Here is a 19186-nt window from a genome sequence, read left to right on the forward strand (position 1 = left end):
TATTGACCATGCATAGAGACTGGAAAGCACTATTTGTGCCACTAAGCGAAGTTTTTCGGGGAGCACACAACGTATTGATTTATGGGTCTTTATTTCCACGATCCGCTTTCTGGAAAAGAAACCGGACGGTTTTCCGAACAGAAGCGTTTTTTTTGTTCGGAGAGTCGAATATCGATGTGTCTGATCGCGTTTTTTTTCACATTGACAAATAACAGGTGGCTTTCCATAGTGAGGGCCTAGCAAACGTTTGCGCCGTTTTCTTGAGTCTGTATTTCTGGCAGTCAGGCAGGACCTGATGCCAGTCACCCAGCTTTTGGCGCTCAGGCGTGTGCGAGCAGGACGTTGCTCACAATAATCATAAGATCGGAGTTGCCCCCATGAAGCTGCCATTTGCTGGACGCCTTCTTGCTGTCGCCATGCTGGCTGCGGCATCCCTTACCCTCCCTGTCGCCAATGCCGATACGCCACAAAAACCCAAAGTCGGCCTGGTCATGAAGTCCTTGGCAAACGAGTTCTTTGTCACCATGCAAAAGGGTGGCGAGGATTATCAAAAGGCCAATGCCGCCAGTTTCGACCTGATTTCCAACGGGATCAAAAATGAAACGGACACTGCGGGCCAGATCGACATCATCAATCAGATGATCATCGCCAAGGTCGATGCGCTGGTGATTGCGCCCGCAGACTCCAAGGCGCTGGTGTCGGCCATCAAAAAGGCCAGTGACCGTGGCATTGTGGTGGTCAATATCGACAACCAGCTCGACCCCCAGGTGCTGAAAAGCAAAGGGCTCGAAGTACCCTTTGTCGGGCCCAACAACAGGCAGGGGGCTCGTGAGGTCGGCGAGTACCTGGCCACCAGGCTCAAGGCCGGTGATGAGGTCGGGATCATCGAGGGTGTATCGACCACGACCAATGCGCAAATGCGCACAGCGGGTTTCACGGATGCAATGAACGCTGCCGGGATGAAGATTGTGCCGGTGCAGTCGGGCAACTGGGAAATCGACGGTGGCAACAAGGTTGCGGCGGGCATGCTCAGCGAGTATCCGAACCTCAAGGCCATCCTGGCGGGCAATGACAGCATGGCGCTGGGCGCGGTGTCGGCTATCCGGGCTGCAGGCAAGGTCGGCAAGGTGCAAGTGGTCGGCTATGACAACATCGATGCGATAAAACCCATGCTCAAGGATGGCCGTGTGCTGGCAACGGCCGATCAGGCTGCCGCCAAACAGGCGGTTTATGGCATCGAAACGGCGCTCAAGCTGGTCAAAAAAGAACCGGTTGAAAACCTCAAGGACGGTGTCATCGATACCCCTGTCGAACTGGTCATCAACAAGTAATCCCACTCGCTGTCGCAGGCACTTGCCCGGTCGGGCAGGTGCCCGGAGAAATGTCATGTCTGCTCCTGATGCCAGCGTGGTCCTCACGGTCAGCGGGATTGGTAAAACCTACACTCAGCAGCCGGTACTGGCTGCTATCGAGCTGTCGTTGCATCGCGGCGAAGTTCTGGCCCTGACGGGTGAGAATGGCGCTGGCAAAAGCACACTATCGAAGATCATGGGTGGCCTGGAGGTGCCGACTCTCGGGCACATGCAATTCAATGGCCAGGCCTATGCCCCGGGCAGTCGTGCGCAGGCCGAGCAATTGGGTGTGCGCATGGTCATGCAGGAACTGAACCTGCTGCCCACGCTGACGGTGGCGGAAAACCTGTTTCTGGACAAATTGCCCGGCCACCTGGGCTGGATCAGCCGCAAGCAGTTGCGCAAAGCGGCCATTGAGGCCATGAGCCAGGTGGGTCTGGAGGCGATTGACCCGGACACCCTGGTCGGGGAGCTGGGCATTGGCCATCAGCAGATGGTCGAGATTGCGCGCAACCTGATCGGCGATTGCCATGTGCTCATCCTCGATGAGCCCACGGCCATGCTCACCGCCCGTGAAGTTGAAATGCTTTTTGTGCAAATCGAACGGCTGCAGGCCCGTGGCGTGGCGATTGTGTATATCTCCCATCGACTTGAAGAGCTGGCACAGGTGGCGCAGCGGATTGCCGTACTGCGCGACGGTTGCCTGGTGTGCGTCGAGCCCATTGCCGATTACAACAGCGAGCAACTGGTCAACTTGATGGTGGGCCGCGAGTTGGGTGACCAGCTGGATTTGGGCGAACGTAGCTTGGGTGAAACGGCACTTGAAGTCTGTGGTATCAGCCGCTCGGACAAGGTACGAGATGTATCGTTTAAAGTCAGAAAAGGCGAGATTTTCGGGATTTCCGGACTGATCGGGGCAGGGCGCACCGAACTGCTGCGACTGATCTATGGTGCCGATGTGGCCGACAGCGGCACGGTTGCAGTGGGTACTCCTGTGCAGGTAGTGACCATCCATTCGCCGGCAGATGCTGTCCGGCAGGGCATCGCACTGATTACCGAGGACCGCAAGGGTGAAGGCTTGCTGCTGACCCAGTCGATCAGTGCCAACATCGGCCTGGGCAATATGGATCGGATTTCAAGCAGTGGCTTGGTCAACCGGGAGCAGGAGGCCGCATTGGCCCGGCGTCAGATAGACGCCATGGGCATCCGCAGCAGCGGCCCGGAACAAGTGGTGTCGCAACTGTCCGGTGGCAACCAGCAGAAGGTCGTCATTGGCCGCTGGCTGGAGCGCGACTGTTCGGTTCTGCTGTTCGATGAGCCTACGCGCGGTATCGATATTGGCGCCAAGTTCGATATTTACCGGCTGCTGGGCGAGCTGACGCGCAAGGGCAAGGCGCTGGTGGTGGTGTCGAGCGATCTTCGCGAGTTGATGCTGATTTGTGACCGCATTGGCGTGCTGTCTGCGGGCCGGCTGATCGATACCTTTGAACGTGACAGCTGGAGTCAGGAACAGTTACTGGCGGCAGCTTTTGCCGGTTATCAAAAACGAGATGCGTTGCTTGCTGAAGCCACGCCAAAGGAAGCCTCATGAACCCTACCCGCGTGCCGCATAAAAGTGCACATAACTACTACGGAATGGGCACCTACCTCGGGTTGGCGGGCGCCTTGCTGGCCATGATCATTCTGTTTTCCAGCCTGAGTGAACATTTTTTCTCCTATGACACGCTCAGTACGCTGGCCAACCAGATCCCCGACTTGATGGTGTTGTCGGTCGGCATGACCTTTGTGCTGATCATCGGCGGCATCGACCTGTCGGTCGGCTCGGTGTTGGCCCTGGCAGCGTCGGCGGTCAGTGTTGCGATTCTGGGCTGGGGCTGGAGTGTATTGCCTGCCGCTTTGCTGGGCATGGGCTGTGCGGCCCTGGCGGGCACCCTTACGGGGTCGATCACGGTGGCCTGGAAAATCCCGTCTTTTATTGTCTCGCTGGGGGTGCTGGAAATGGCCCGGGGCGGGGCCTACCAGCTTACAGGATCGCGCACGGCGTATATCGGCGACGCGTTCGCCTGGCTTGCCAATCCGGTTGCCTTTGGCATCTCGCCCGCGTTCATTATTGCGTTGCTGATTATTGTCATCGCCCAGGCGGTGCTGACGCGCACGGTGTTTGGGCGCTATCTGATTGGCATTGGCACCAACGAAGAAGCCGTGCGCCTGGCCGGTATCAATCCAAAGCCCTACAAGATTTTGGTCTTTAGCCTGATGGGGTTGTTGGCAGGAGTGGCGGCGCTGTTTCAGATATCCCGCCTCGAGGCGGCAGACCCCAATGCCGGTTCGGGCCTTGAACTGCAGGTGATTGCGGCCGTGGTGATCGGTGGCACGAGCTTGATGGGCGGGCGCGGTTCGGTGATCAGTACGTTTTTTGGTGTGCTGATTATTTCAGTATTGGCCGCAGGGCTGGCTCAAATCGGCGCGACGGAACCCACCAAGCGTATTATTACCGGTGCTGTCATTGTGATAGCAGTGGTATTGGACACTTACCGCAGTCAACGCGCACAGCGACGGAATTGAGCAATGGCAACGATTAAAGATGTCGCGGCAATGGCAGGCATTTCGTACACGACGGTTTCTCATGTTTTGAATAAAACCCGCCCTGTCAGTGAACCTGTGCGCTTGAAGGTTGAGCAAGCCATTGCACACCTGGAGTATGTACCCAGCGCGGTAGCACGCTCGCTCAAGGCCAAGACCACAGCGACCATCGGCCTGCTGGTGGCCAATAGCCTGAACCCGTACTTTGCCGAGTTGGCGCGAGGTATCGAGGATTACTGTGAGCGCAACAATTACTGCGTGATCCTGTGCAACTGTGATGATGACCCGGTCAAGCAGCGCAATTACCTGCGGGTGCTGCTGGAAAAGCGTGTGGACGGGCTGGTGGTCGCTTCGTCCACAGGCGACCTGGGGATGGCCAGCGGGTTGGTCGGCGTACGCACGCCGATGGTGATTGTCGATCGCAGCTTTGAGGGGGTTGAGGCTGACCTGGTGTGCATCGACCACGAACTGGGGGCTTATCTGGCTACGCGGCATTTGCTCGATCTGGGGCATCGTGCCATTGCCTGCATTGGCGGGCCCGCCGCCACCCGTGTCGCGCAGTTGCGTATGGCCGGGTATCGGCGTGCGCTGCTGGAGGCGGGTATAACGCCTCAGGGGCAGTGGATGGTCGAGAGTGACTTCAGCAGTGTCGGGGGCTACAACGCGGCGGTCGGCTTGCTGCAGCACAACCCGCCCTCGGCCATTTTTGCCTGCAACGACATGATGGGCATCGGCGTATTGCGAGCGGCGGCCGAGCGCAATATTCGGGTACCCCAGCAGTTGTCGGTGATTGGTTTTGATGATGTACAGATGAGCCGTTATGTCTATCCGTCGCTGACAACTGTCGGGCAGTCGATCCTGCAATTGGGCGAGATCGCTGCCCAGTTATTGTTGCGCCGCATTGCCGTACCCGGGCGGGCGGTGGAGCAGCGGATCGTCAAACCCGACATTGTGCTGCGCGAGTCCACCCGGGCTTATGCGCAAGCACCGTTGAAATCCCCCCCTACAATCACTGGATGAGTGTCGATACATGCAAGCGAATGTTGTGGTTGCAGGCAGTCTGAATATGGATCTGGTCACGCGTACCGAGAGATTGCCGCGCCCGGGGGAAACGGTGTTCGGGCAATCCTTTACCACCGTGCACGGTGGCAAGGGCGCGAACCAGGCGGTAGCAGCGTCGCGCCTGGGGGCCCGGGTGGCAATGCTCGGCTGTGTCGGCGGTGACGCCTATGGCGTGCAGTTGCGCGACGGCTTGCTGGCTGACCGGGTTGATTGTGTGGCAGTGCGCACCGTGCCTGACTGTGCCAGCGGCGTGGCCCTTATCACGGTGGATGCCTGCAGCCAGAACACCATTGTGGTGGTGCCGGGTGCCAATGGCTGCCTGGCCGCGGAAGATATCCGCGCCTTTGATCACGTCTTGCAAGGTGCGCAAGTGCTTGTTTGCCAGCTTGAAGTGCCGATGGAAACAGTCGGATGCGTGCTGGCGCGTGGACGTGAACTGGGCAAAGTGGTGATCCTCAATCCCGCCCCGGTCAGTGCTCCGTTGCCGGGGCACTGGTATGGCGCCATCGACTACCTGATCCCGAATGAGAGCGAGGCCTGGGCGCTTAGCGGTGTGCCGGTTGATTCCCTTGAGTCGGCCGGGCGGGCTGCCCGGCGGTTGGTCGAGCTGGGCGCGGGCAAGGTGATTGTCACCCTGGGCGCGCTGGGGGCCTTGTTTGTCAGTGCCCACCGAGTGATGCACTTTACTGCGCCCAAGGTCGAGGCGGTGGATGCCACGGCGGCGGGCGATACCTTTGTCGGCGGCTTCTCTGCCGCGCTGGCGGCGGGTATGGAAGAGGACGACGCGATACGCTTTGCGCAGGTCGCCGCCGCGTTATCGGTCACTCGGGCGGGGGCTCAGCCTTCGATTCCATTGTTGCGTGATGTTCAGGGCTTTAAAGCACCATGAAAAAAACACCGCTGCTGAATATCGCCTTGTCGCGGCTGGTTGCCTCGCTGGGGCATGGCGACATCGTGGTGATTGCCGATGCCGGTTTGCCGGTGCCCAAGGGCATCGAACTGATTGATCTGGCCCTGACTCAAGGCGTGCCTGATGTTGCCAGCACGTTGCGCGCCCTGCTCAGTGAGATGCAGGTGCAAAGCCATGTGCTCGCCACTGAGTTGTTGCAGGCGCCATGCCCGGCGCTGTCATGTATCGACGAATATGCAGGCAAGGGGGAGTTGGGCTCAAGGAGCCTGCTCACCCATAATGCTTTCAAGGAACTATGCCTGCAGGCAAAGGTGATTGTTCGTACTGGAGAGTGTCGCCCGTACTGCAATATTGCCTTGGTCTCTGGCGTGACTTTTTAGACAAATAACCAGGGAGTTGTGATGCCACGTTTTACCCGGATTTTTCAGCCATTGATCAGGAGTGTCTTGTTCGTGTCCGCCATCACGATGTCGAGTGTTCAAGCCGCAGACAAGATCGATTTGATCATCGACACGGACCCCGGCGCCGATGATGTGGTCGCTCTGCTGCTGGCACTGGCTTCACCGGAGCAGTTACAGGTGCGGGCCATTACCACCGTGGCGGGCAACGTACGGCTCGACAAGACCTCGCGCAATGCCCGGCTGGCCCGGGAGTGGGCAGGGGGCGAAGACGTGCCGGTGTATGCCGGGGCCCCTAAACCCCTGGTGCGTACGCCGATTTACGCCGAGAACATTCACGGCCAGGAAGGCGTCACCGGTGTGCCTGTGCATGAGCCGGCCAAAGGTCTCGAAAAGGCCAATGCGGTCAATTACCTGGTTGATACCTTGCGTGCAGCCAAGCCAGGCAGCGTGACCATTGCCATGCTCGGCCCGCAGACAAACCTGGCCCTGGCCTTGATCCAGGCCCCGGAAATCACGCAGGGAATCAAGGAAGTCGTGGTCATGGGCGGCGCCCATTTCAATGGCGGTAATATCACCCCGGTTGCCGAGTTCAACCTTTATGCCGATCCGCATGCGGCAGACGTGGTGTTGAAGAGCGGGGTGAAACTGACCTATGTACCGCTGGATGTGACACACAAGATCCTTACCAGCGAGGCGCGACTGAAGCAGATCGCTGCACTGGGCAATACGGCCGGCAAACTGGTGGGCGATATTCTCAATGAATATGTGAAAGGCGACATGGTGCACTACGGACTGCCTGGCGGGCCTGTTCACGATGCCAGTGTCATTGCCTACCTGCTCAATCCTGCGCTGTTCTCCGGGCGTGAAGTCAACCTGGTCGTGGATACTCGCGAGGGGCCGACCTTTGGACAGACTATCCCGGACTGGTACAACACCTTGAACCAGCCCAAAAACGCCTTTTGGGTCGAGAGCGGTGACGCGCAGGGCTTTTTTGACTTGCTTACCGCGCGTCTGGGCCGGCTCAAGTGAAGTGAGGTTGCGCGCCGTCAGGTCAGCCTGACGGGCTCGGCCGGTTTGTACTTTTCGAACACCTGACTGACGAACGCTCGGGCAGCTTCCGTGCCGAGCTCTTTAACCAAAAGGTCGATGCCGATAATGGCCAGCTCTTCAGGGCTGCCAGGGCTGTATGAGCACTGTCCTTGATGCCACTTGGCCTTGATATCTGCATCGATGCTGACTGTTGTCATGGGGTGCTCATGGGAAGGGGGCGTGAAAAGGCGATTTTAGCAAAAAGTCGTCATTTCGCTATGAATAGACCAAAGTAAATATTGGTTTTTGCACCCTCAACAGCCCATGACCCCCGCACTGCGTGCCACACTTGCACTTTTTGGGAGCGGTGCAGGCCATGCAAATTGATCTAAACAACCCTGAGGGCTTTACTCTTGGCGCTGTGCGTCAGTTGCTGGCCTCGGCCACTGATGATGCCCATACACAGTTGCGCGTGACCAAGACGGGTATCGCTTATATTTCTTCGGGTGTGGTGGGCGGTGTCGATATCGACGGTCTGCTTTTCAGGCTGGAGACCTGGGCGGCAGGTTCTGGCTATGTCGGAAAAGTTGCAGCAAGCGATGAGGTCTGGGTCATGCAGATATTCAATGCCCTCAAGGACAACTGGCCTAATCCGCCGTTCGATTACATTGATGTGTACTGACACCTGAACATATTTGGCAATGATTAGGGGTGCACGGTAAAAGTCGGCTCGGGCACACTTGCCGGTGCTGGCAAATCAGAAGGCGCTGAGAGGCGTCATGCAACCTATGTGCGAAAAAGCTGTCGCAAGGGTTCAGACTATTTATCTTAAGGAGGCTTCATGTCTTGGAAGCTAGTGTCATTGGGTTCGTTGTTGGCGGTCTTGGCACTGTCCGGATGCAGCACCGCAAGTTCGGTCAAGGAGCCTGTCGCCGAGGCGGGGCATAGCCGTTGCGATGCTAAATCAGCAGCATTTGCAGTCGGTCAAAAGGCTTCGGCGCAGCTTCTGGAGCAGGCCCGTATCAAGGCTGGTGCGCAGAACGCGCGTATTTTGATGCCGCATGACGTGATGACGCTTGAGTACCGCTCGGACCGTCTCAATCTCAATGCGGACGACGCTGGCATCATTACCCGGGTTAACTGCGGCTAACCTGGCCTGACATTGCGTCAGGCATAAAAAACCCCGTCACATGGACGGGGTTTTTTTGTTCGCGGGAGATTTACTCCGGACGAACCTGTGCAGCTTGCATACCCTTTTGGCCTTTCTCAGCCACGAAGGAAACGGTCTGGCCTTCTTTCAGGCTTTTGAAACCGTCGCTTTCGATAGCTTTGAAGTGTACGAACAGGTCGTCACCGCCACCTTGAGGAGTGATGAAGCCGAAGCCTTTTTCATCGTTGAACCATTTTACGGTGCCGGTTTGGCGATTAGACATGGTGTATCTCCAAGAAACTTATATTTTCAGTAGTACTGTGCTGCTCAGGCCAACTGGGCACACCGAGGTATCATAGTCGAAATGTGCGCTTTGGGAGCCCCCCTGAACTACAGATTGCTGCAATGTTAACCCTCGTCTGCTCTTTGAAATGCTCAAGACCCCCGGTTTACGGGGGGTTGAGGGCTAAAGGCTGTTAGAAAAAAAGCAGTCGAGAATCAATATTTTTTACGTGCAAGAGCGTTTTTGACTGTTTTTGCTCTCCTCACGGCTCAATTCGAGCCGTGAGGAGGGTGGTTATTTCTTGGCCCGGCAAGCCTGGATGGCGTCCAGAGCCCGGGTGCGAAGCTCTGCGCTAGGCTGGGTTGTCTTGCTCATCAGCTGTGTGATTTCGGCGCTTGTAAACTTCTCGGACAGCTTGTCCGCACCGCATGCGCAATGCTGTTGGGCCGTTTTTGCGTCAACACTTTGGCTGGCTGCCGCTACGCAGTCCTTCATGTAGTCTTTTTTGGCGCCTGCAGGCCAGTTATCGGCCTGGGCGCTCAGGGGTAGCAGCAGCGCCAGGGGGGCTGCGAAGGCGAGTAAGCGGATCGTGCGCATAAGATGCTCCTTGTAGGCATTAAAACCGAGTGTGTATCACTGAGTATGTGAAAGGTAAGTGGAGCTCAAGTTCACCCTTTTGTAAAAAACCCCGTTTTCTCGCGGATGCGGGGAGGGGTGCGCAACAGGCGTATCCATCTGTGCTAGCATGCCGCCCTGGCTATTTCCTGCATTCGCGTGTTCCTTGAACCGCCATGCAGTGCCATTAACCTTTTTGATTTGAACTCCAGTCACTCTGGTTCGGTTTTAGGTTCGCCGCAAGGCTCCTGCCACTGTGAGGCAGGCATACCACCGAATCGCGTACTGGCTCATCCCAACCCACGTGACCTTTGGTAGGGGTCACCACTAGGAGAGGAGGCGCCATGCCAACTATTACTCTTCCCGACGGCAGTCAACGCTCTTTCGATCATCCAGTTTCTGTAGCCGAGGTTGCCGCTTCAATTGGCGCCGGCCTGGCTAAAGCCACCGTGGCCGGCAAGGTCAACGGCAAGCTGGTGGATGCCTGTGATCTGATTGAAAACGATGCCACCTTGCAAATCATCACGCCCAAGGATGAAGAGGGGCTGGAGATCATTCGTCACTCTTGCGCCCACTTGGTCGGTCATGCGGTGAAGCAGCTGTTCCCGACGGCCAAAATGGTCATCGGGCCGGTCATCGACGAAGGCTTTTACTACGATATCGCCTATGAGCGTCCGTTCACCCCGGATGACATGGCTGCTATCGAACAGCGCATGCAGCAACTGATCGAAAAAGACTACGACGTCATCAAGAAAGTGACGCCGCGTGCCGAAGTGATCGAACTGTTTGCTGCCCGTGGTGAAGACTACAAGCTGCGCCTGATCGAAGACATGCCGGACGAGCAGGCCATGGGTTTGTACTTCCATGAAGAATACGTCGACATGTGCCGCGGTCCTCACGTGCCGAACACGCGTTTCCTCAAATCGTTCAAGCTGACCAAGCTGTCGGGCGCCTACTGGCGTGGCGATGCCAAGAACGAGCAGTTGCAGCGTATCTATGGCACGGCCTGGGCTGACAAAAAGCAGCTGGCGGCCTACGTCCTGCGTATCGAAGAAGCCGAAAAGCGCGATCACCGTAAAATCGGCAAGCGCCTTGGCTTGTTCCACACCCAGGAAGAAGCCCCGGGCATGGTGTTCTGGCACCCGAATGGCTGGACCCTGTACCAGGTACTTGAGCAGTACATGCGCAAAGTACAGCGCGACAATGGCTACCTGGAGATCAAGACTCCTCAGGTCGTTGATCGCAGCCTCTGGGAAAAATCCGGGCACTGGGCCAACTACGCCGAGAACATGTTCACTACCCAGTCGGAAAGCCGCGACTACGCGATCAAGCCGATGAACTGCCCTTGCCATGTGCAAGTGTTCAACCAGGGCCTGAAAAGCTACCGCGAGCTGCCGCTGCGTCTGGCCGAATTCGGTGCCTGTCACCGTAACGAGCCGTCGGGCGCCCTGCACGGCATCATGCGTGTGCGTGGCTTTACCCAGGACGATGCCCACATCTTCTGTACTGAAGAGCAGATGCAGGCCGAGTCGGCAGCTTTTATCAAGCTGACGCTGGATGTCTACGCTGACTTCGGTTTCAAGGACATTGAGCTCAAGCTGTCGACGCGTCCTGAAAAGCGTGTGGGTTCGGATGAGCTGTGGGATCGCGCCGAAAGCGCATTGGCTTCAGCCCTTGATAGCGCTGGCCTGGCGTACGATTTGCAACCGGGCGAAGGTGCCTTCTACGGTCCCAAGATTGAATTTTCTCTGAAAGATTGTCTGGGTCGTGTCTGGCAATGTGGTACCCTGCAGCTCGATTTCAACCTGCCGATCCGTCTTGGCGCAGAATATGTGTCCGAAGACAACAGCCGTAAGCACCCGGTTATGCTGCACCGCGCGATCCTTGGATCGTTCGAACGTTTTGTCGGTATCCTGATCGAACATTACGAAGGCGCATTCCCTGCTTGGCTGGCTCCAACCCAGGCAGTGATCATGAATATCACTGACAAACAGGCAGATTTTGCTGCTGAAGTTGAAAAAACTCTCAATCAGAGCGGATTTCGTGCCAAGTCTGACTTGAGAAATGAAAAGATCGGCTTTAAAATCCGCGAGCATACTTTGCTCAAGGTTCCTTATCTCTTGGTTATCGGAGATCGGGAAGTCGAGATGCAGACTGTCGCTGTGCGTACACGTGAAGGTGCTGACCTGGGCTCGATGCCCGTCGCGCAATTCGCTGAATTCCTCGCACAAGCGGTTTCCCGGCGTGGTCGCCATGATTCGGAGTAATTATTATTAAGCGTGAAATGAGACAAGATAAACGAGCTGCACCGAAAGCCCCGATCAACGAGAATATCTCGGCACGCGAGGTTCGGTTAATTGGGGCTGAAGGCGAGCAGCTTGGGATTGTGTCAATTGAAGACGCGCTTCTTAAAGCTGAAGAGGCCAAACTGGACTTGGTGGAAATTTCCGCTGATGCAGTACCCCCAGTTTGCAAGCTGATGGACTACGGCAAATCTATCTTCGAAAAGAAGAAACAGGTTGCTGCTGCAAAGAAAAACCAGAAACAGATTCAGGTTAAAGAAATCAAGTTTCGTCCAGGGACGGAGGAAGGGGATTACCAGGTAAAACTGCGCAACCTGGTACGTTTCCTGAGTGATGGGGACAGGGCCAAGGTATCGTTACGATTCCGCGGCCGTGAGATGGCCCACCAGGAGCTGGGTATGGAACTGTTGAAGCGGGTTGAAGCTGACCTTGCGGAATACGGTACCGTCGAACAGCATCCTAAGATGGAAGGACGCCAGCTGATCATGGTCATCGCCCCGAAAAAGAAGAAGTAATCAATTGGGCACGGCAGGCCTTCTGATTATGTTTATCAACTGAATGCGGAGTATCCGAACATGCCAAAGATGAAGACTAAAAGTGGTGCTGCTAAGCGGTTTCTGAAAACTGCTAACGGTATCAAGCACAAGCACGCTTTCAAGAGCCACATCCTGACCAAAATGTCGACCAAGCGTAAGCGTCAACTGCGCGGTAGCAGCTTGCTGCATCCGTCTGACGTGGCAAAAGTCGAGCGCATGCTGCGCCTTCGTTAATTTTTGGTTAAGACTAGAGGAAGTAACTCATGGCTCGTGTAAAGCGTGGCGTTGTCGCCCGTAAACGTCACAAAAAAATTCTGAAACTGGCTAAAGGCTACTACGGCGCACGCTCACGCGTATTCCGTGTTGCCAAGCAAGCGGTAATCAAGGCAGGCCAATACGCCTACCGTGACCGTCGTCAGAAAAAACGTCAGTTCCGCGCTCTGTGGATCGCTCGTATCAACGCTGGTGCTCGTATCAACGGTCTGTCTTACAGCCGTTTCATTGCCGGCCTGAAAAAAGCTTCCATCGAGATCGACCGTAAGGTTCTGTCTGATCTGGCAGTGAACGAAAAAGCGGCGTTTGCTGCGATTGTCGAGAAAGCTAAAGCCACTCTGGCTTAAGTACCCCCGACAGTCACTTGGGCTTGCCTGTGTAAGCCCGGGTGCTAAACGTCATAAATAGGGGAAGAGCCTTCAAGCTCTTCCCCTATTTTGTATCTGGAGTCTGTACATGGAAAACCTGGATGCGCTGGTCTCTCAAGCACTAGAGGCTGTGCAAAGCGCTGAAGATATCAATGCCCTGGAGCAAATCCGGGTTCAATACCTTGGCAAAAAGGGTGAATTGACTCAGGTGATGAAGACCCTGGGCAATTTGCCAGCAGAAGAGCGTCCGCAAGTCGGTGCCCTCATCAACGTTGCCAAGGAGCGTGTCACAGAGGTTCTCAATGCGCGCAAGGCGTTGTTTGAAGAGGCCGAACTGGCCGCCAAACTGTCTGCCGAGTCCATTGACGTGACCCTGCCTGGCCGTGGCCAGACCTCTGGCGGTCTGCATCCGGTGACCCGGACTCTGGAACGTATCGAACAGTTCTTTACCCATATTGGCTACGGCATCGCCGAAGGCCCTGAGGTTGAAGACGACTATCACAACTTCGAAGCGCTCAACATCCCAGGCCATCACCCGGCCCGGTCGATGCATGACACCTTCTATTTCAATGCCAACATGTTGTTGCGCACCCATACCTCGCCGGTACAGGTCCGCACCATGGAATCCAAGCAGCCGCCGATCCGCATTGTCTGCCCGGGCCGTGTGTACCGTAGCGACTCGGATATCACCCATTCGCCGATGTTTCACCAGGTCGAAGGCCTGCTGATCGATCGCGATATCAACTTCGCTGACCTGAAAGGGACCATCGAAGAGTTCCTGCGGGTGTTCTTCGAAAAAGAACTGGCCGTGCGTTTCCGTCCGTCCTACTTCCCGTTCACCGAGCCTTCCGCTGAAGTGGATATGGAATGCGTGATGTGCAGCGGTAAAGGCTGTCGTGTCTGCAAGCAGACTGGCTGGCTGGAAGTCATGGGCTGCGGCATGGTTCATCCGAACGTGCTGCGCATGTCCGGGATCGACCCGGAAGAGTTCTCGGGCTTTGCCTTCGGCATGGGCGTTGAGCGTCTGGCCATGCTGCGTTACGGCGTGAACGACTTGCGTCTGTTCTTCGACAACGACTTGCGGTTCCTCGCGCAATTTCGCTAGTCGTAACGAATTCTTAGGAGAGCAGGATGAAATTCAGTGAACAATGGCTGCGTGGTTGGGTAAACCCGCAGGTAGGTCGCGACGAGCTGGTTGCTCGTCTGTCGATGGCCGGTCTTGAGGTCGACAGCGTTACGCCGGCCGCCGGTGTATTCAGTGGCGTGGTTGTGGGCGAGGTGCTGAGCACCGAGCAACACCCTGATGCTGACAAGCTTCGTGTTTGCCAGGTCAGCAATGGTGCCGAGACTTTTCAGGTAGTGTGTGGTGCGCCCAACGTGCGCCCTGGCTTGAAAATCCCGTTCGCCATGATCGGTGCCGAACTGCCGGGTGACTTCAAAATCAAAAAGGCCAAGCTGCGTGGCGTTGAGTCCAACGGCATGCTGTGCTCGCAAGCAGAACTGCAAGTGGGCGAGGGCAATGACGGCCTGATGGAGTTGCCGGCCGATGCACCGGTGGGCGAGGACATCCGCGTCTATCTGGGTCTTGAAGACGCCAGCATTGAAGTCGACCTTACGCCGAACCGTGGCGACTGCCTGTCGCTGGCAGGTCTGGCGCGTGAAGTGGGCGCTCTGTATAACGCCCAGGTGACTCGCCCGGTGGTTGCGCCAGTTGCTGCGGTACACGAGGAAGTGCGTCCGGTTGAAGTGCTGGCACCTGCTGCTTGCCCGCGCTACCTGGGCCGTGTGATCCGCAATGTCGACCTGTCCCGGCCAACGCCGCTGTGGATGGTTGAGCGCCTGCGTCGCGCTGACGTGCGCAGCATCGATGCCGCTGTCGACATTACCAACTATGTCATGCTGGAACTGGGTCAGCCGTTGCACGCGTTCGACCTTGCCGAGATCAATGGCGGCATTCGTGTACGCATGGCTGAAGAAGGCGAGAAGCTGGTACTGCTCGACGGCCAGGAAGTCACCTTGCGCAGCGACACGCTGGTGATTGCAGACCATACCCGCGCTTTGGCCATTGCCGGCGTAATGGGTGGCGAGCACAGCGGTGTGACCGACAAGACCCGCGACATATTCCTTGAAAGCGCTTTCTTTGATCAGATCGCCGTTGCTGGCAAGGCCCGCTCCTACGGCCTGCACACCGACGCTTCGCACCGCTACGAGCGTGGCGTGGACTGGAAACTGGCCCGTGAAGCCATGGAGCGCGCCACTGGTCTGCTGCTGGAAATCACTGGCGGCGAAGCTGGCCCGATCGTTGAAACCGTCAGCGAGCAGTATCTGCCGTCGATTGCACCGATCACCTTGCGTGCAGCGCGTATCAGCCAGATGCTCGGCATGGAAATGGACGCGGCGGAAGTTGAGCGTCTGCTCAGCGCCCTGGGCCTGACCATCACCGCTGAAGGGGCAGGGCAATGGCGCGTAGAAGTGCCAAGCCATCGCTTCGATATCAGCCTGGAAGTTGACCTGATCGAAGAACTGGCGCGCCTGTACGGCTACAACCGCCTGCCGGTCCGTTACCCGCAGGCCCGTCTGGCACCGCAAGCCAAAGCAGAGGCGCGTAGCGACCTGCCGGAGTTGCGTCGTTTGCTGGTCGCTCGTGGTTATCAGGAAGCAATCACCTACAGCTTTATCGACCCGAAACAGTTCGAACTGTTTAGCCCGGGTGTTGAACCGCTGTTGCTGGCCAACCCGATTTCCAACGACATGGCTGCCATGCGTGCCTCGTTGTGGCCCGGCCTGGTCAAGTCGTTGCAGCACAACCTGAACCGTCAGCAAGATCGCGTTCGCCTGTTTGAAAGCGGCCTGCGTTTTGTTGGCCAGCTTGAGGGTCTGAAACAAGAGCCGATGCTGGCGGGTGTTGTTTGCGGCAGTCGTCTGCCTGAAGGCTGGGCTCAAGGTCGTGATGTTGTCGACTTCTTCGACGTCAAGGCTGATGTAGAAGCGGTGCTGGGTTTTGCCGGTGCCCTGGACGCGTTTACCTTCGTGCCGGGCAAACATCCTGCTCTGCATCCGGGCCAGACTGCACGTATCGAGCGTGACGGTCGCGAAGTTGGCTATGTCGGTGCCATCCACCCTGAGCTTTCAAAAAACCTTGGTCTTGACCGTCCAGTGTTTGTTTTTGAACTGGTTCTGGCAGAAGTGGCGGCAGGTAAAATGCCGAAATTCCATGAGTTATCGCGCTTTCCTGAAGTGCGTCGTGACCTGGCGTTGTTGGCCGATCGTGACGTTGCAGCCAGTGCTGTGCTGGATGTAATTCGTGAAAATGCAGGCGAATGGCTGACAGACCTAAGGTTATTTGATGTTTACCAGGGTAAAGGCATTGATCCGCATAGAAAAAGCCTTGCAGTTGGCTTGACCTGGCAGCATCCATCGCGCACTCTTAATGACGATGAGGTGAACGCCGCAACGCAAAATATCCTCACCTCGCTTGAACAAAGGTTGAACGCCACGCTAAGGAAGTGACGTATGGGGGCTCTGACAAAAGCTGAGATGGCGGAACGTCTTTACGAAGAGTTGGGCCTGAATAAACGCGAGGCCAAAGAATTGGTCGAGCTGTTTTTTGAAGAAATCAGGCACGCTCTTGAAGACAACGAGCAGGTCAAACTGTCAGGTTTTGGCAATTTTGATCTGCGTGACAAGCGACAGCGGCCTGGCCGCAATCCGAAAACGGGAGAAGAAATCCCGATCACGGCTCGCCGTGTAGTCACTTTTCGTCCAGGGCAGAAGTTGAAGGCCCGAGTAGAGGCTTATGCTGGAACCAAGTCATAACGACGAGCTCCCGCCGATCCCAGGCAAACGCTACTTCGCCATAGGCGAAGTCAGCGAGCTGTGCGGTGTAAAGCCGCATGTGCTGCGCTACTGGGAGCAAGAATTCCCTCAGCTCAACCCCGTAAAACGTCGCGGAAACCGCCGGTATTATCAGCGCCAAGATGTGCTGATGATCCGGCAGATTCGTGCGCTGCTTTATGACCAGGGTTTCACCATTGGAGGTGCGCGCTTGCGGCTTTCCGGTGATGAAGCCAAAGATGACACCACGCAATACAAGCAGCTGATCCGCCAAACGATCTCCGAATTGGAGGATGTCTTGCTGGTACTGAAGAAATAACCAAGGCATTTAAAATACTTTCGTATTTCAAAAGCTTAAGGTATATTTCTCAACGTTCTAGCAAGTTGTAACGCCTAGTCGGGGCGTAGCGCAGTCCGGTAGCGCACTAGCATGGGGTGCTAGGGGTCGAGTGTTCGAATCACTCCGTCCCGACCATATTATTCAATGACTTAGCCACCTTCTCGGTGGCTTTTTCATTTCTACCCTAGTGACTTTTCGAGTGACCTTGGGTTTCTGCTATCCCTGCCTCCTCTTCAGGATCGTCAGCGCTGGTGCGCGTGAGTCGGTTACTGATACCTTGTTTGCAGCCTCAATCAGTTGGTCCAGCTCTGCCGCTGAGTAGTGACTGGTGATGCTGCCGTTCTTATGGCCGAGCAAAGCTTTGCGATCCTCCTCCGTCACGCCTGCTGCACGCAGCCTTCTGCCAAAGGTGTGCTTCAGGTCGTGAATGCGGATCCGGGCGAAACCATCATGTGCCGGCCGCAAATACCTCTCCTGCCATTTCTTCGCCGCCCTGACCCTGGCCTTCTTCCAGGCTGAGTCATTCATGCGGTGAACCATCGTTTCATCCCCGTCGCCGTCTGGTTTGCCAAAAGGGAAGACGTACAGCTTGTGCTGGCCTCGCTGCTTCTCAATGACCGACTTGGCCACCGTGTTGAGAATCACCAGGCGCTCGTCGCGGTTCTTCACACCAGACCTTGCGCTTCGCCCGCCAAACCCGGCCGGAATCAAAAACACTGTGGTATCCAGCTCCGGTACCGCGATTTCCCAATCCCACTGAAGCTTGCAAACCTCCTGCTCCCGACACCCCGTATTGACCTTGAACATGGCCATGGTCTGCAGGTTTGGCGGCAGCTCAGCAAACAAGATCGACTGCTCTTCCCAAGAAAGCGGGTAGGGCTTGCGACAGTTCGTCTTCTCATCCAGGAGCGAGATCATCGGCACAACATCGAGCCATGGTCTGCGCTCATCATCACGCCATTTGCGCGCACACAAATTGAGAACCCTGATTGCCCGCTGAAGGGCAATATTGACCGTGCGATTCGTTACAGGCTTGCCCTCGGCAGGGTGCAGCTTGGAATGAATGTACGGTGCCAGGGAGTCGTCATCGATGTGCGTGATCGGCATGTCCCCAATGAACGGATCAAGCTGAGCCATATAGGTTGCAGATATATGGATTGACGCTTGATCCTTCACTTCCAGCAAGAAGCGGGTAGCCGCTTCTCGCCACGTCCTTACCTTTTTGACACCGTAGACCTTTTCCTGTCGTAGCTTTTCCAGCAAGTGGATCAGGTACTGCTCTGCTTCTTGGCGGTCACAAGTTCCAGTACTCTCTTGAATTCGTTCTCCTCTGTACTTTTTGTCGATTTTCCAGATGCCGCTCGGCATTTTCTGGAGGCCGGTGATTGCTTTTTGGGCCATGGCGTAGCTCCGTTATCTTTGCCTTGGCGCTCGCTGCGAGGCCGATTGTTGTCCTGATTGACTGCTTTTTCAATCAGCCTGCTTGCGATGTACGCATCTACCCACTCATCGAGCTCGATCCGGTCAAAGCCGACACCCTGGGTGCCGATGCGGAATTCCCGGACGTGGGGCCTGACTGTTTTGTCGAATTCGCCACGGCACATGCCGAGGTAACCAGGTGCTTCGCCGGCGCGAAGAATGCGCGGCAGGTGCTGTCCGACCTTTGCTGCTGTTGCGTTTGCCATAAATTACCTCTGCGCCAAAAGCGCTATGCATTTGGCTAGGGCTTTGCGGGAAACCATTCGGTGTCATATTCGAGCTGAGTTACCCGAATTGGCGTAATAGACGGCACCACCTGGGTGAACGTGTGCACAGAAAAAGGCTTCTCGTTGAAGTGCGTAGCCTCTTTGATGAATCTCTCTTTGTAGATTCGCAACAGGTGCTCAGCGGCCGCGACGTAGCGTTCTTCCCTGTACCAGCCTTCGTTAATCGAGCCATTGCTTACGAGCCAGACCGTAAGCTTCGGAGACTCTTCGGCAGTTTTTATTCTCTCGGCCATCTGATCCCGTGCGTATCGCATCTGGTCCAGGGTAAGGGTCGCAACCCAAGCATCAGTTCCGATGCTTTGGGTGTGGCCGTATTCGCACTTAATTTCAGGCATGACTTCGTCCTGGCCGCTATAACGGCAAACTTAGAAGGGGGAGGGG

Annotated in this window: 23 protein-coding genes and 1 tRNA gene; 18 read left to right on the forward strand and 6 right to left on the reverse strand. The window is 56.4% G+C overall.

Going from position 1 to position 19186, the window contains the following annotated elements:
- Positions 1-377: 377 nt before the first annotated feature.
- From PPTH39_RS21195 to PPTH39_RS21225, 7 genes are read left to right on the forward strand one after another with little or no spacing between them, the layout of a single operon-like run.
- Complete coding sequence (locus tag PPTH39_RS21195; RefSeq protein ID WP_095001983.1) at positions 378-1331, forward strand: sugar ABC transporter substrate-binding protein; 954 nt, start codon at positions 378-380, stop codon at positions 1329-1331.
- A 55-nt stretch (positions 1332-1386) separates the two neighbouring features.
- A complete protein-coding gene (locus PPTH39_RS21200; RefSeq protein ID WP_095018574.1) occupies positions 1387-2943 on the forward strand; it encodes a sugar ABC transporter ATP-binding protein in 1557 nt (518 codons plus the stop codon).
- Positions 2940-3917: an ABC transporter permease gene (locus tag PPTH39_RS21205; RefSeq protein WP_095001981.1), complete on the forward strand. Its 978-nt coding sequence runs from the start codon at positions 2940-2942 to the stop codon at positions 3915-3917. The genes PPTH39_RS21200 and PPTH39_RS21205 overlap by 4 nt, the downstream gene beginning before the upstream one ends.
- A 3-nt stretch (positions 3918-3920) precedes the next feature.
- Complete coding sequence (locus PPTH39_RS21210) at positions 3921-4955, forward strand: LacI family DNA-binding transcriptional regulator (RefSeq protein WP_095018575.1); 1035 nt, start codon at positions 3921-3923, stop codon at positions 4953-4955.
- A gap of 10 nt (positions 4956-4965) precedes the next feature.
- The gene (rbsK, locus tag PPTH39_RS21215) at positions 4966-5886 is read left to right on the forward strand and encodes a ribokinase (RefSeq protein WP_095018576.1); all 921 of its coding nucleotides are present in this window, start codon (positions 4966-4968) and stop codon (positions 5884-5886) included.
- Entirely contained in the window at positions 5883-6287 is a 405-nt protein-coding gene (rbsD, locus tag PPTH39_RS21220) for a D-ribose pyranase (RefSeq protein ID WP_095001978.1), read from the forward strand. The genes rbsK and rbsD overlap by 4 nt, the downstream gene beginning before the upstream one ends.
- 21 nt (positions 6288-6308) lie before the next feature.
- On the forward strand, positions 6309-7337 hold the full coding sequence (locus tag PPTH39_RS21225; RefSeq protein ID WP_130872402.1) for a nucleoside hydrolase: 1029 nt from the start codon (positions 6309-6311) through the stop codon (positions 7335-7337).
- A gap of 17 nt (positions 7338-7354) precedes the next feature.
- On the opposite strand, the gene PPTH39_RS21230 is transcribed toward PPTH39_RS21225, so the two are convergent.
- Entirely contained in the window at positions 7355-7555 is a 201-nt protein-coding gene (locus PPTH39_RS21230; RefSeq protein ID WP_095001976.1) for a hypothetical protein, read from the reverse strand.
- A gap of 158 nt (positions 7556-7713) precedes the next feature.
- On the opposite strand from PPTH39_RS21230, the gene PPTH39_RS21235 reads away from it, so the two are divergent.
- Entirely contained in the window at positions 7714-8019 is a 306-nt protein-coding gene (locus tag PPTH39_RS21235; protein ID WP_130872403.1) for a hypothetical protein, read from the forward strand.
- Between the two features lie 159 nt (positions 8020-8178).
- Positions 8179-8487 carry an I78 family peptidase inhibitor gene (locus PPTH39_RS21240; RefSeq protein WP_095001974.1) on the forward strand — a complete coding sequence of 103 codons (309 nt, stop codon included), beginning with the start codon at positions 8179-8181 and terminating at the stop codon, positions 8485-8487.
- Between the two features lie 70 nt (positions 8488-8557).
- Here PPTH39_RS21240 and PPTH39_RS21245 read toward each other — a convergent pair whose 3' ends face one another.
- A complete protein-coding gene (locus PPTH39_RS21245; RefSeq protein WP_003179963.1) occupies positions 8558-8770 on the reverse strand; it encodes a cold-shock protein in 213 nt (70 codons plus the stop codon).
- A 294-nt stretch (positions 8771-9064) separates the two neighbouring features.
- On the reverse strand, positions 9065-9367 hold the full coding sequence (locus tag PPTH39_RS21250; protein WP_095001973.1) for a hypothetical protein: 303 nt from the start codon (positions 9365-9367) through the stop codon (positions 9065-9067).
- A 362-nt stretch (positions 9368-9729) separates the two neighbouring features.
- Between PPTH39_RS21250 and thrS the strand changes: the two genes are divergently transcribed.
- From thrS to PPTH39_RS21295, 9 genes are all read left to right on the forward strand, one after another.
- On the forward strand, positions 9730-11652 hold the full coding sequence (gene thrS / locus PPTH39_RS21255) for a threonine--tRNA ligase (protein ID WP_095001972.1): 1923 nt from the start codon (positions 9730-9732) through the stop codon (positions 11650-11652).
- Positions 11652-12203, forward strand: coding sequence for a translation initiation factor IF-3 (gene infC / locus PPTH39_RS21260; protein WP_169916631.1), 552 nt, complete (start codon positions 11652-11654; stop codon positions 12201-12203). The genes thrS and infC overlap by 1 nt, the downstream gene beginning before the upstream one ends.
- Before the next feature lie 60 nt (positions 12204-12263).
- Positions 12264-12458 carry a 50S ribosomal protein L35 gene (rpmI, locus tag PPTH39_RS21265; protein WP_002553160.1) on the forward strand — a complete coding sequence of 65 codons (195 nt, stop codon included), beginning with the start codon at positions 12264-12266 and terminating at the stop codon, positions 12456-12458.
- A gap of 29 nt (positions 12459-12487) precedes the next feature.
- Positions 12488-12844: a 50S ribosomal protein L20 gene (gene rplT, locus PPTH39_RS21270; protein ID WP_003442184.1), complete on the forward strand. Its 357-nt coding sequence runs from the start codon at positions 12488-12490 to the stop codon at positions 12842-12844.
- A gap of 109 nt (positions 12845-12953) precedes the next feature.
- Positions 12954-13970: a phenylalanine--tRNA ligase subunit alpha gene (gene pheS / locus PPTH39_RS21275; protein WP_095001971.1), complete on the forward strand. Its 1017-nt coding sequence runs from the start codon at positions 12954-12956 to the stop codon at positions 13968-13970.
- A 26-nt stretch (positions 13971-13996) separates the two neighbouring features.
- On the forward strand, positions 13997-16375 hold the full coding sequence (gene pheT / locus PPTH39_RS21280; RefSeq protein ID WP_095001970.1) for a phenylalanine--tRNA ligase subunit beta: 2379 nt from the start codon (positions 13997-13999) through the stop codon (positions 16373-16375).
- Positions 16376-16378: 3 nt separating this feature from the next.
- Entirely contained in the window at positions 16379-16681 is a 303-nt protein-coding gene (ihfA, locus tag PPTH39_RS21285) for an integration host factor subunit alpha (protein WP_002553164.1), read from the forward strand.
- Positions 16662-17018, forward strand: coding sequence for a MerR family transcriptional regulator (locus tag PPTH39_RS21290; RefSeq protein ID WP_095001969.1), 357 nt, complete (start codon positions 16662-16664; stop codon positions 17016-17018). The genes ihfA and PPTH39_RS21290 overlap by 20 nt, the downstream gene beginning before the upstream one ends.
- Positions 17019-17097: 79 nt before the next feature.
- Positions 17098-17174, forward strand: a tRNA-Pro gene (locus PPTH39_RS21295).
- Between the two features lie 81 nt (positions 17175-17255).
- On the opposite strand, the gene PPTH39_RS21300 is transcribed toward PPTH39_RS21295, so the two are convergent.
- Genes PPTH39_RS21300 through PPTH39_RS21310 form a run of 3 tightly spaced genes read right to left on the reverse strand, consistent with a single transcriptional unit; the run spans position 17256 to position 19140 of the window.
- Positions 17256-18407 (reverse strand): tyrosine-type recombinase/integrase, encoded by a 1152-nt coding sequence (locus PPTH39_RS21300; protein WP_232527684.1) that lies wholly within the window; start codon positions 18405-18407, stop codon positions 17256-17258.
- Positions 18308-18724, reverse strand: a complete 417-nt coding sequence (locus tag PPTH39_RS23765; protein ID WP_232527678.1) for a hypothetical protein — start codon at positions 18722-18724, stop codon at positions 18308-18310. Before PPTH39_RS23765 ends, PPTH39_RS21300 begins: the two co-directional genes overlap by 100 nt.
- Positions 18725-18759: 35 nt before the next feature.
- Positions 18760-19140: a hypothetical protein gene (locus PPTH39_RS21310; protein ID WP_130872405.1), complete on the reverse strand. Its 381-nt coding sequence runs from the start codon at positions 19138-19140 to the stop codon at positions 18760-18762.
- Positions 19141-19186 lie beyond the last annotated feature (46 nt).

This window comes from Pseudomonas bubulae (assembly GCF_900618535.1).
GTDB lineage: Bacteria > Pseudomonadota > Gammaproteobacteria > Pseudomonadales > Pseudomonadaceae > Aquipseudomonas > Aquipseudomonas bubulae.

What these genes read in the sequence shown, in the direction of transcription:
- PPTH39_RS21195 (WP_095001983.1), top strand. Translation starts at nt 378, where the DNA reads ATGAAGCTGCCATTTGCTGGACGCCTTCTTGCTGTCGCCATGCTGGCT.
- PPTH39_RS21200 (WP_095018574.1), top strand. Translation starts at nt 1,387, where the DNA reads ATGTCTGCTCCTGATGCCAGCGTGGTCCTCACGGTCAGCGGGATTGGT.
- PPTH39_RS21205 (WP_095001981.1), top strand. Translation starts at nt 2,940, where the DNA reads ATGAACCCTACCCGCGTGCCGCATAAAAGTGCACATAACTACTACGGA.
- PPTH39_RS21210 (WP_095018575.1), top strand. Translation starts at nt 3,921, where the DNA reads ATGGCAACGATTAAAGATGTCGCGGCAATGGCAGGCATTTCGTACACG.
- rbsK (WP_095018576.1), top strand. Translation starts at nt 4,966, where the DNA reads ATGCAAGCGAATGTTGTGGTTGCAGGCAGTCTGAATATGGATCTGGTC.
- rbsD (WP_095001978.1), top strand. Translation starts at nt 5,883, where the DNA reads ATGAAAAAAACACCGCTGCTGAATATCGCCTTGTCGCGGCTGGTTGCC.
- PPTH39_RS21225 (WP_130872402.1), top strand. Translation starts at nt 6,309, where the DNA reads ATGCCACGTTTTACCCGGATTTTTCAGCCATTGATCAGGAGTGTCTTG.
- PPTH39_RS21230 (WP_095001976.1), bottom strand. Translation starts at nt 7,555, where the DNA reads ATGACAACAGTCAGCATCGATGCAGATATCAAGGCCAAGTGGCATCAA.
- PPTH39_RS21235 (WP_130872403.1), top strand. Translation starts at nt 7,714, where the DNA reads ATGCAAATTGATCTAAACAACCCTGAGGGCTTTACTCTTGGCGCTGTG.
- PPTH39_RS21240 (WP_095001974.1), top strand. Translation starts at nt 8,179, where the DNA reads ATGTCTTGGAAGCTAGTGTCATTGGGTTCGTTGTTGGCGGTCTTGGCA.
- PPTH39_RS21245 (WP_003179963.1), bottom strand. Translation starts at nt 8,770, where the DNA reads ATGTCTAATCGCCAAACCGGCACCGTAAAATGGTTCAACGATGAAAAA.
- PPTH39_RS21250 (WP_095001973.1), bottom strand. Translation starts at nt 9,367, where the DNA reads ATGCGCACGATCCGCTTACTCGCCTTCGCAGCCCCCCTGGCGCTGCTG.
- thrS (WP_095001972.1), top strand. Translation starts at nt 9,730, where the DNA reads ATGCCAACTATTACTCTTCCCGACGGCAGTCAACGCTCTTTCGATCAT.
- rpmI (WP_002553160.1), top strand. Translation starts at nt 12,264, where the DNA reads ATGCCAAAGATGAAGACTAAAAGTGGTGCTGCTAAGCGGTTTCTGAAA.
- rplT (WP_003442184.1), top strand. Translation starts at nt 12,488, where the DNA reads ATGGCTCGTGTAAAGCGTGGCGTTGTCGCCCGTAAACGTCACAAAAAA.
- pheS (WP_095001971.1), top strand. Translation starts at nt 12,954, where the DNA reads ATGGAAAACCTGGATGCGCTGGTCTCTCAAGCACTAGAGGCTGTGCAA.
- pheT (WP_095001970.1), top strand. Translation starts at nt 13,997, where the DNA reads ATGAAATTCAGTGAACAATGGCTGCGTGGTTGGGTAAACCCGCAGGTA.
- ihfA (WP_002553164.1), top strand. Translation starts at nt 16,379, where the DNA reads ATGGGGGCTCTGACAAAAGCTGAGATGGCGGAACGTCTTTACGAAGAG.
- PPTH39_RS21290 (WP_095001969.1), top strand. Translation starts at nt 16,662, where the DNA reads ATGCTGGAACCAAGTCATAACGACGAGCTCCCGCCGATCCCAGGCAAA.
- PPTH39_RS21300 (WP_232527684.1), bottom strand. Translation starts at nt 18,407, where the DNA reads ATGCCGAGCGGCATCTGGAAAATCGACAAAAAGTACAGAGGAGAACGA.
- PPTH39_RS23765 (WP_232527678.1), bottom strand. Translation starts at nt 18,724, where the DNA reads ATGGCAAACGCAACAGCAGCAAAGGTCGGACAGCACCTGCCGCGCATT.
- PPTH39_RS21310 (WP_130872405.1), bottom strand. Translation starts at nt 19,140, where the DNA reads ATGCCTGAAATTAAGTGCGAATACGGCCACACCCAAAGCATCGGAACT.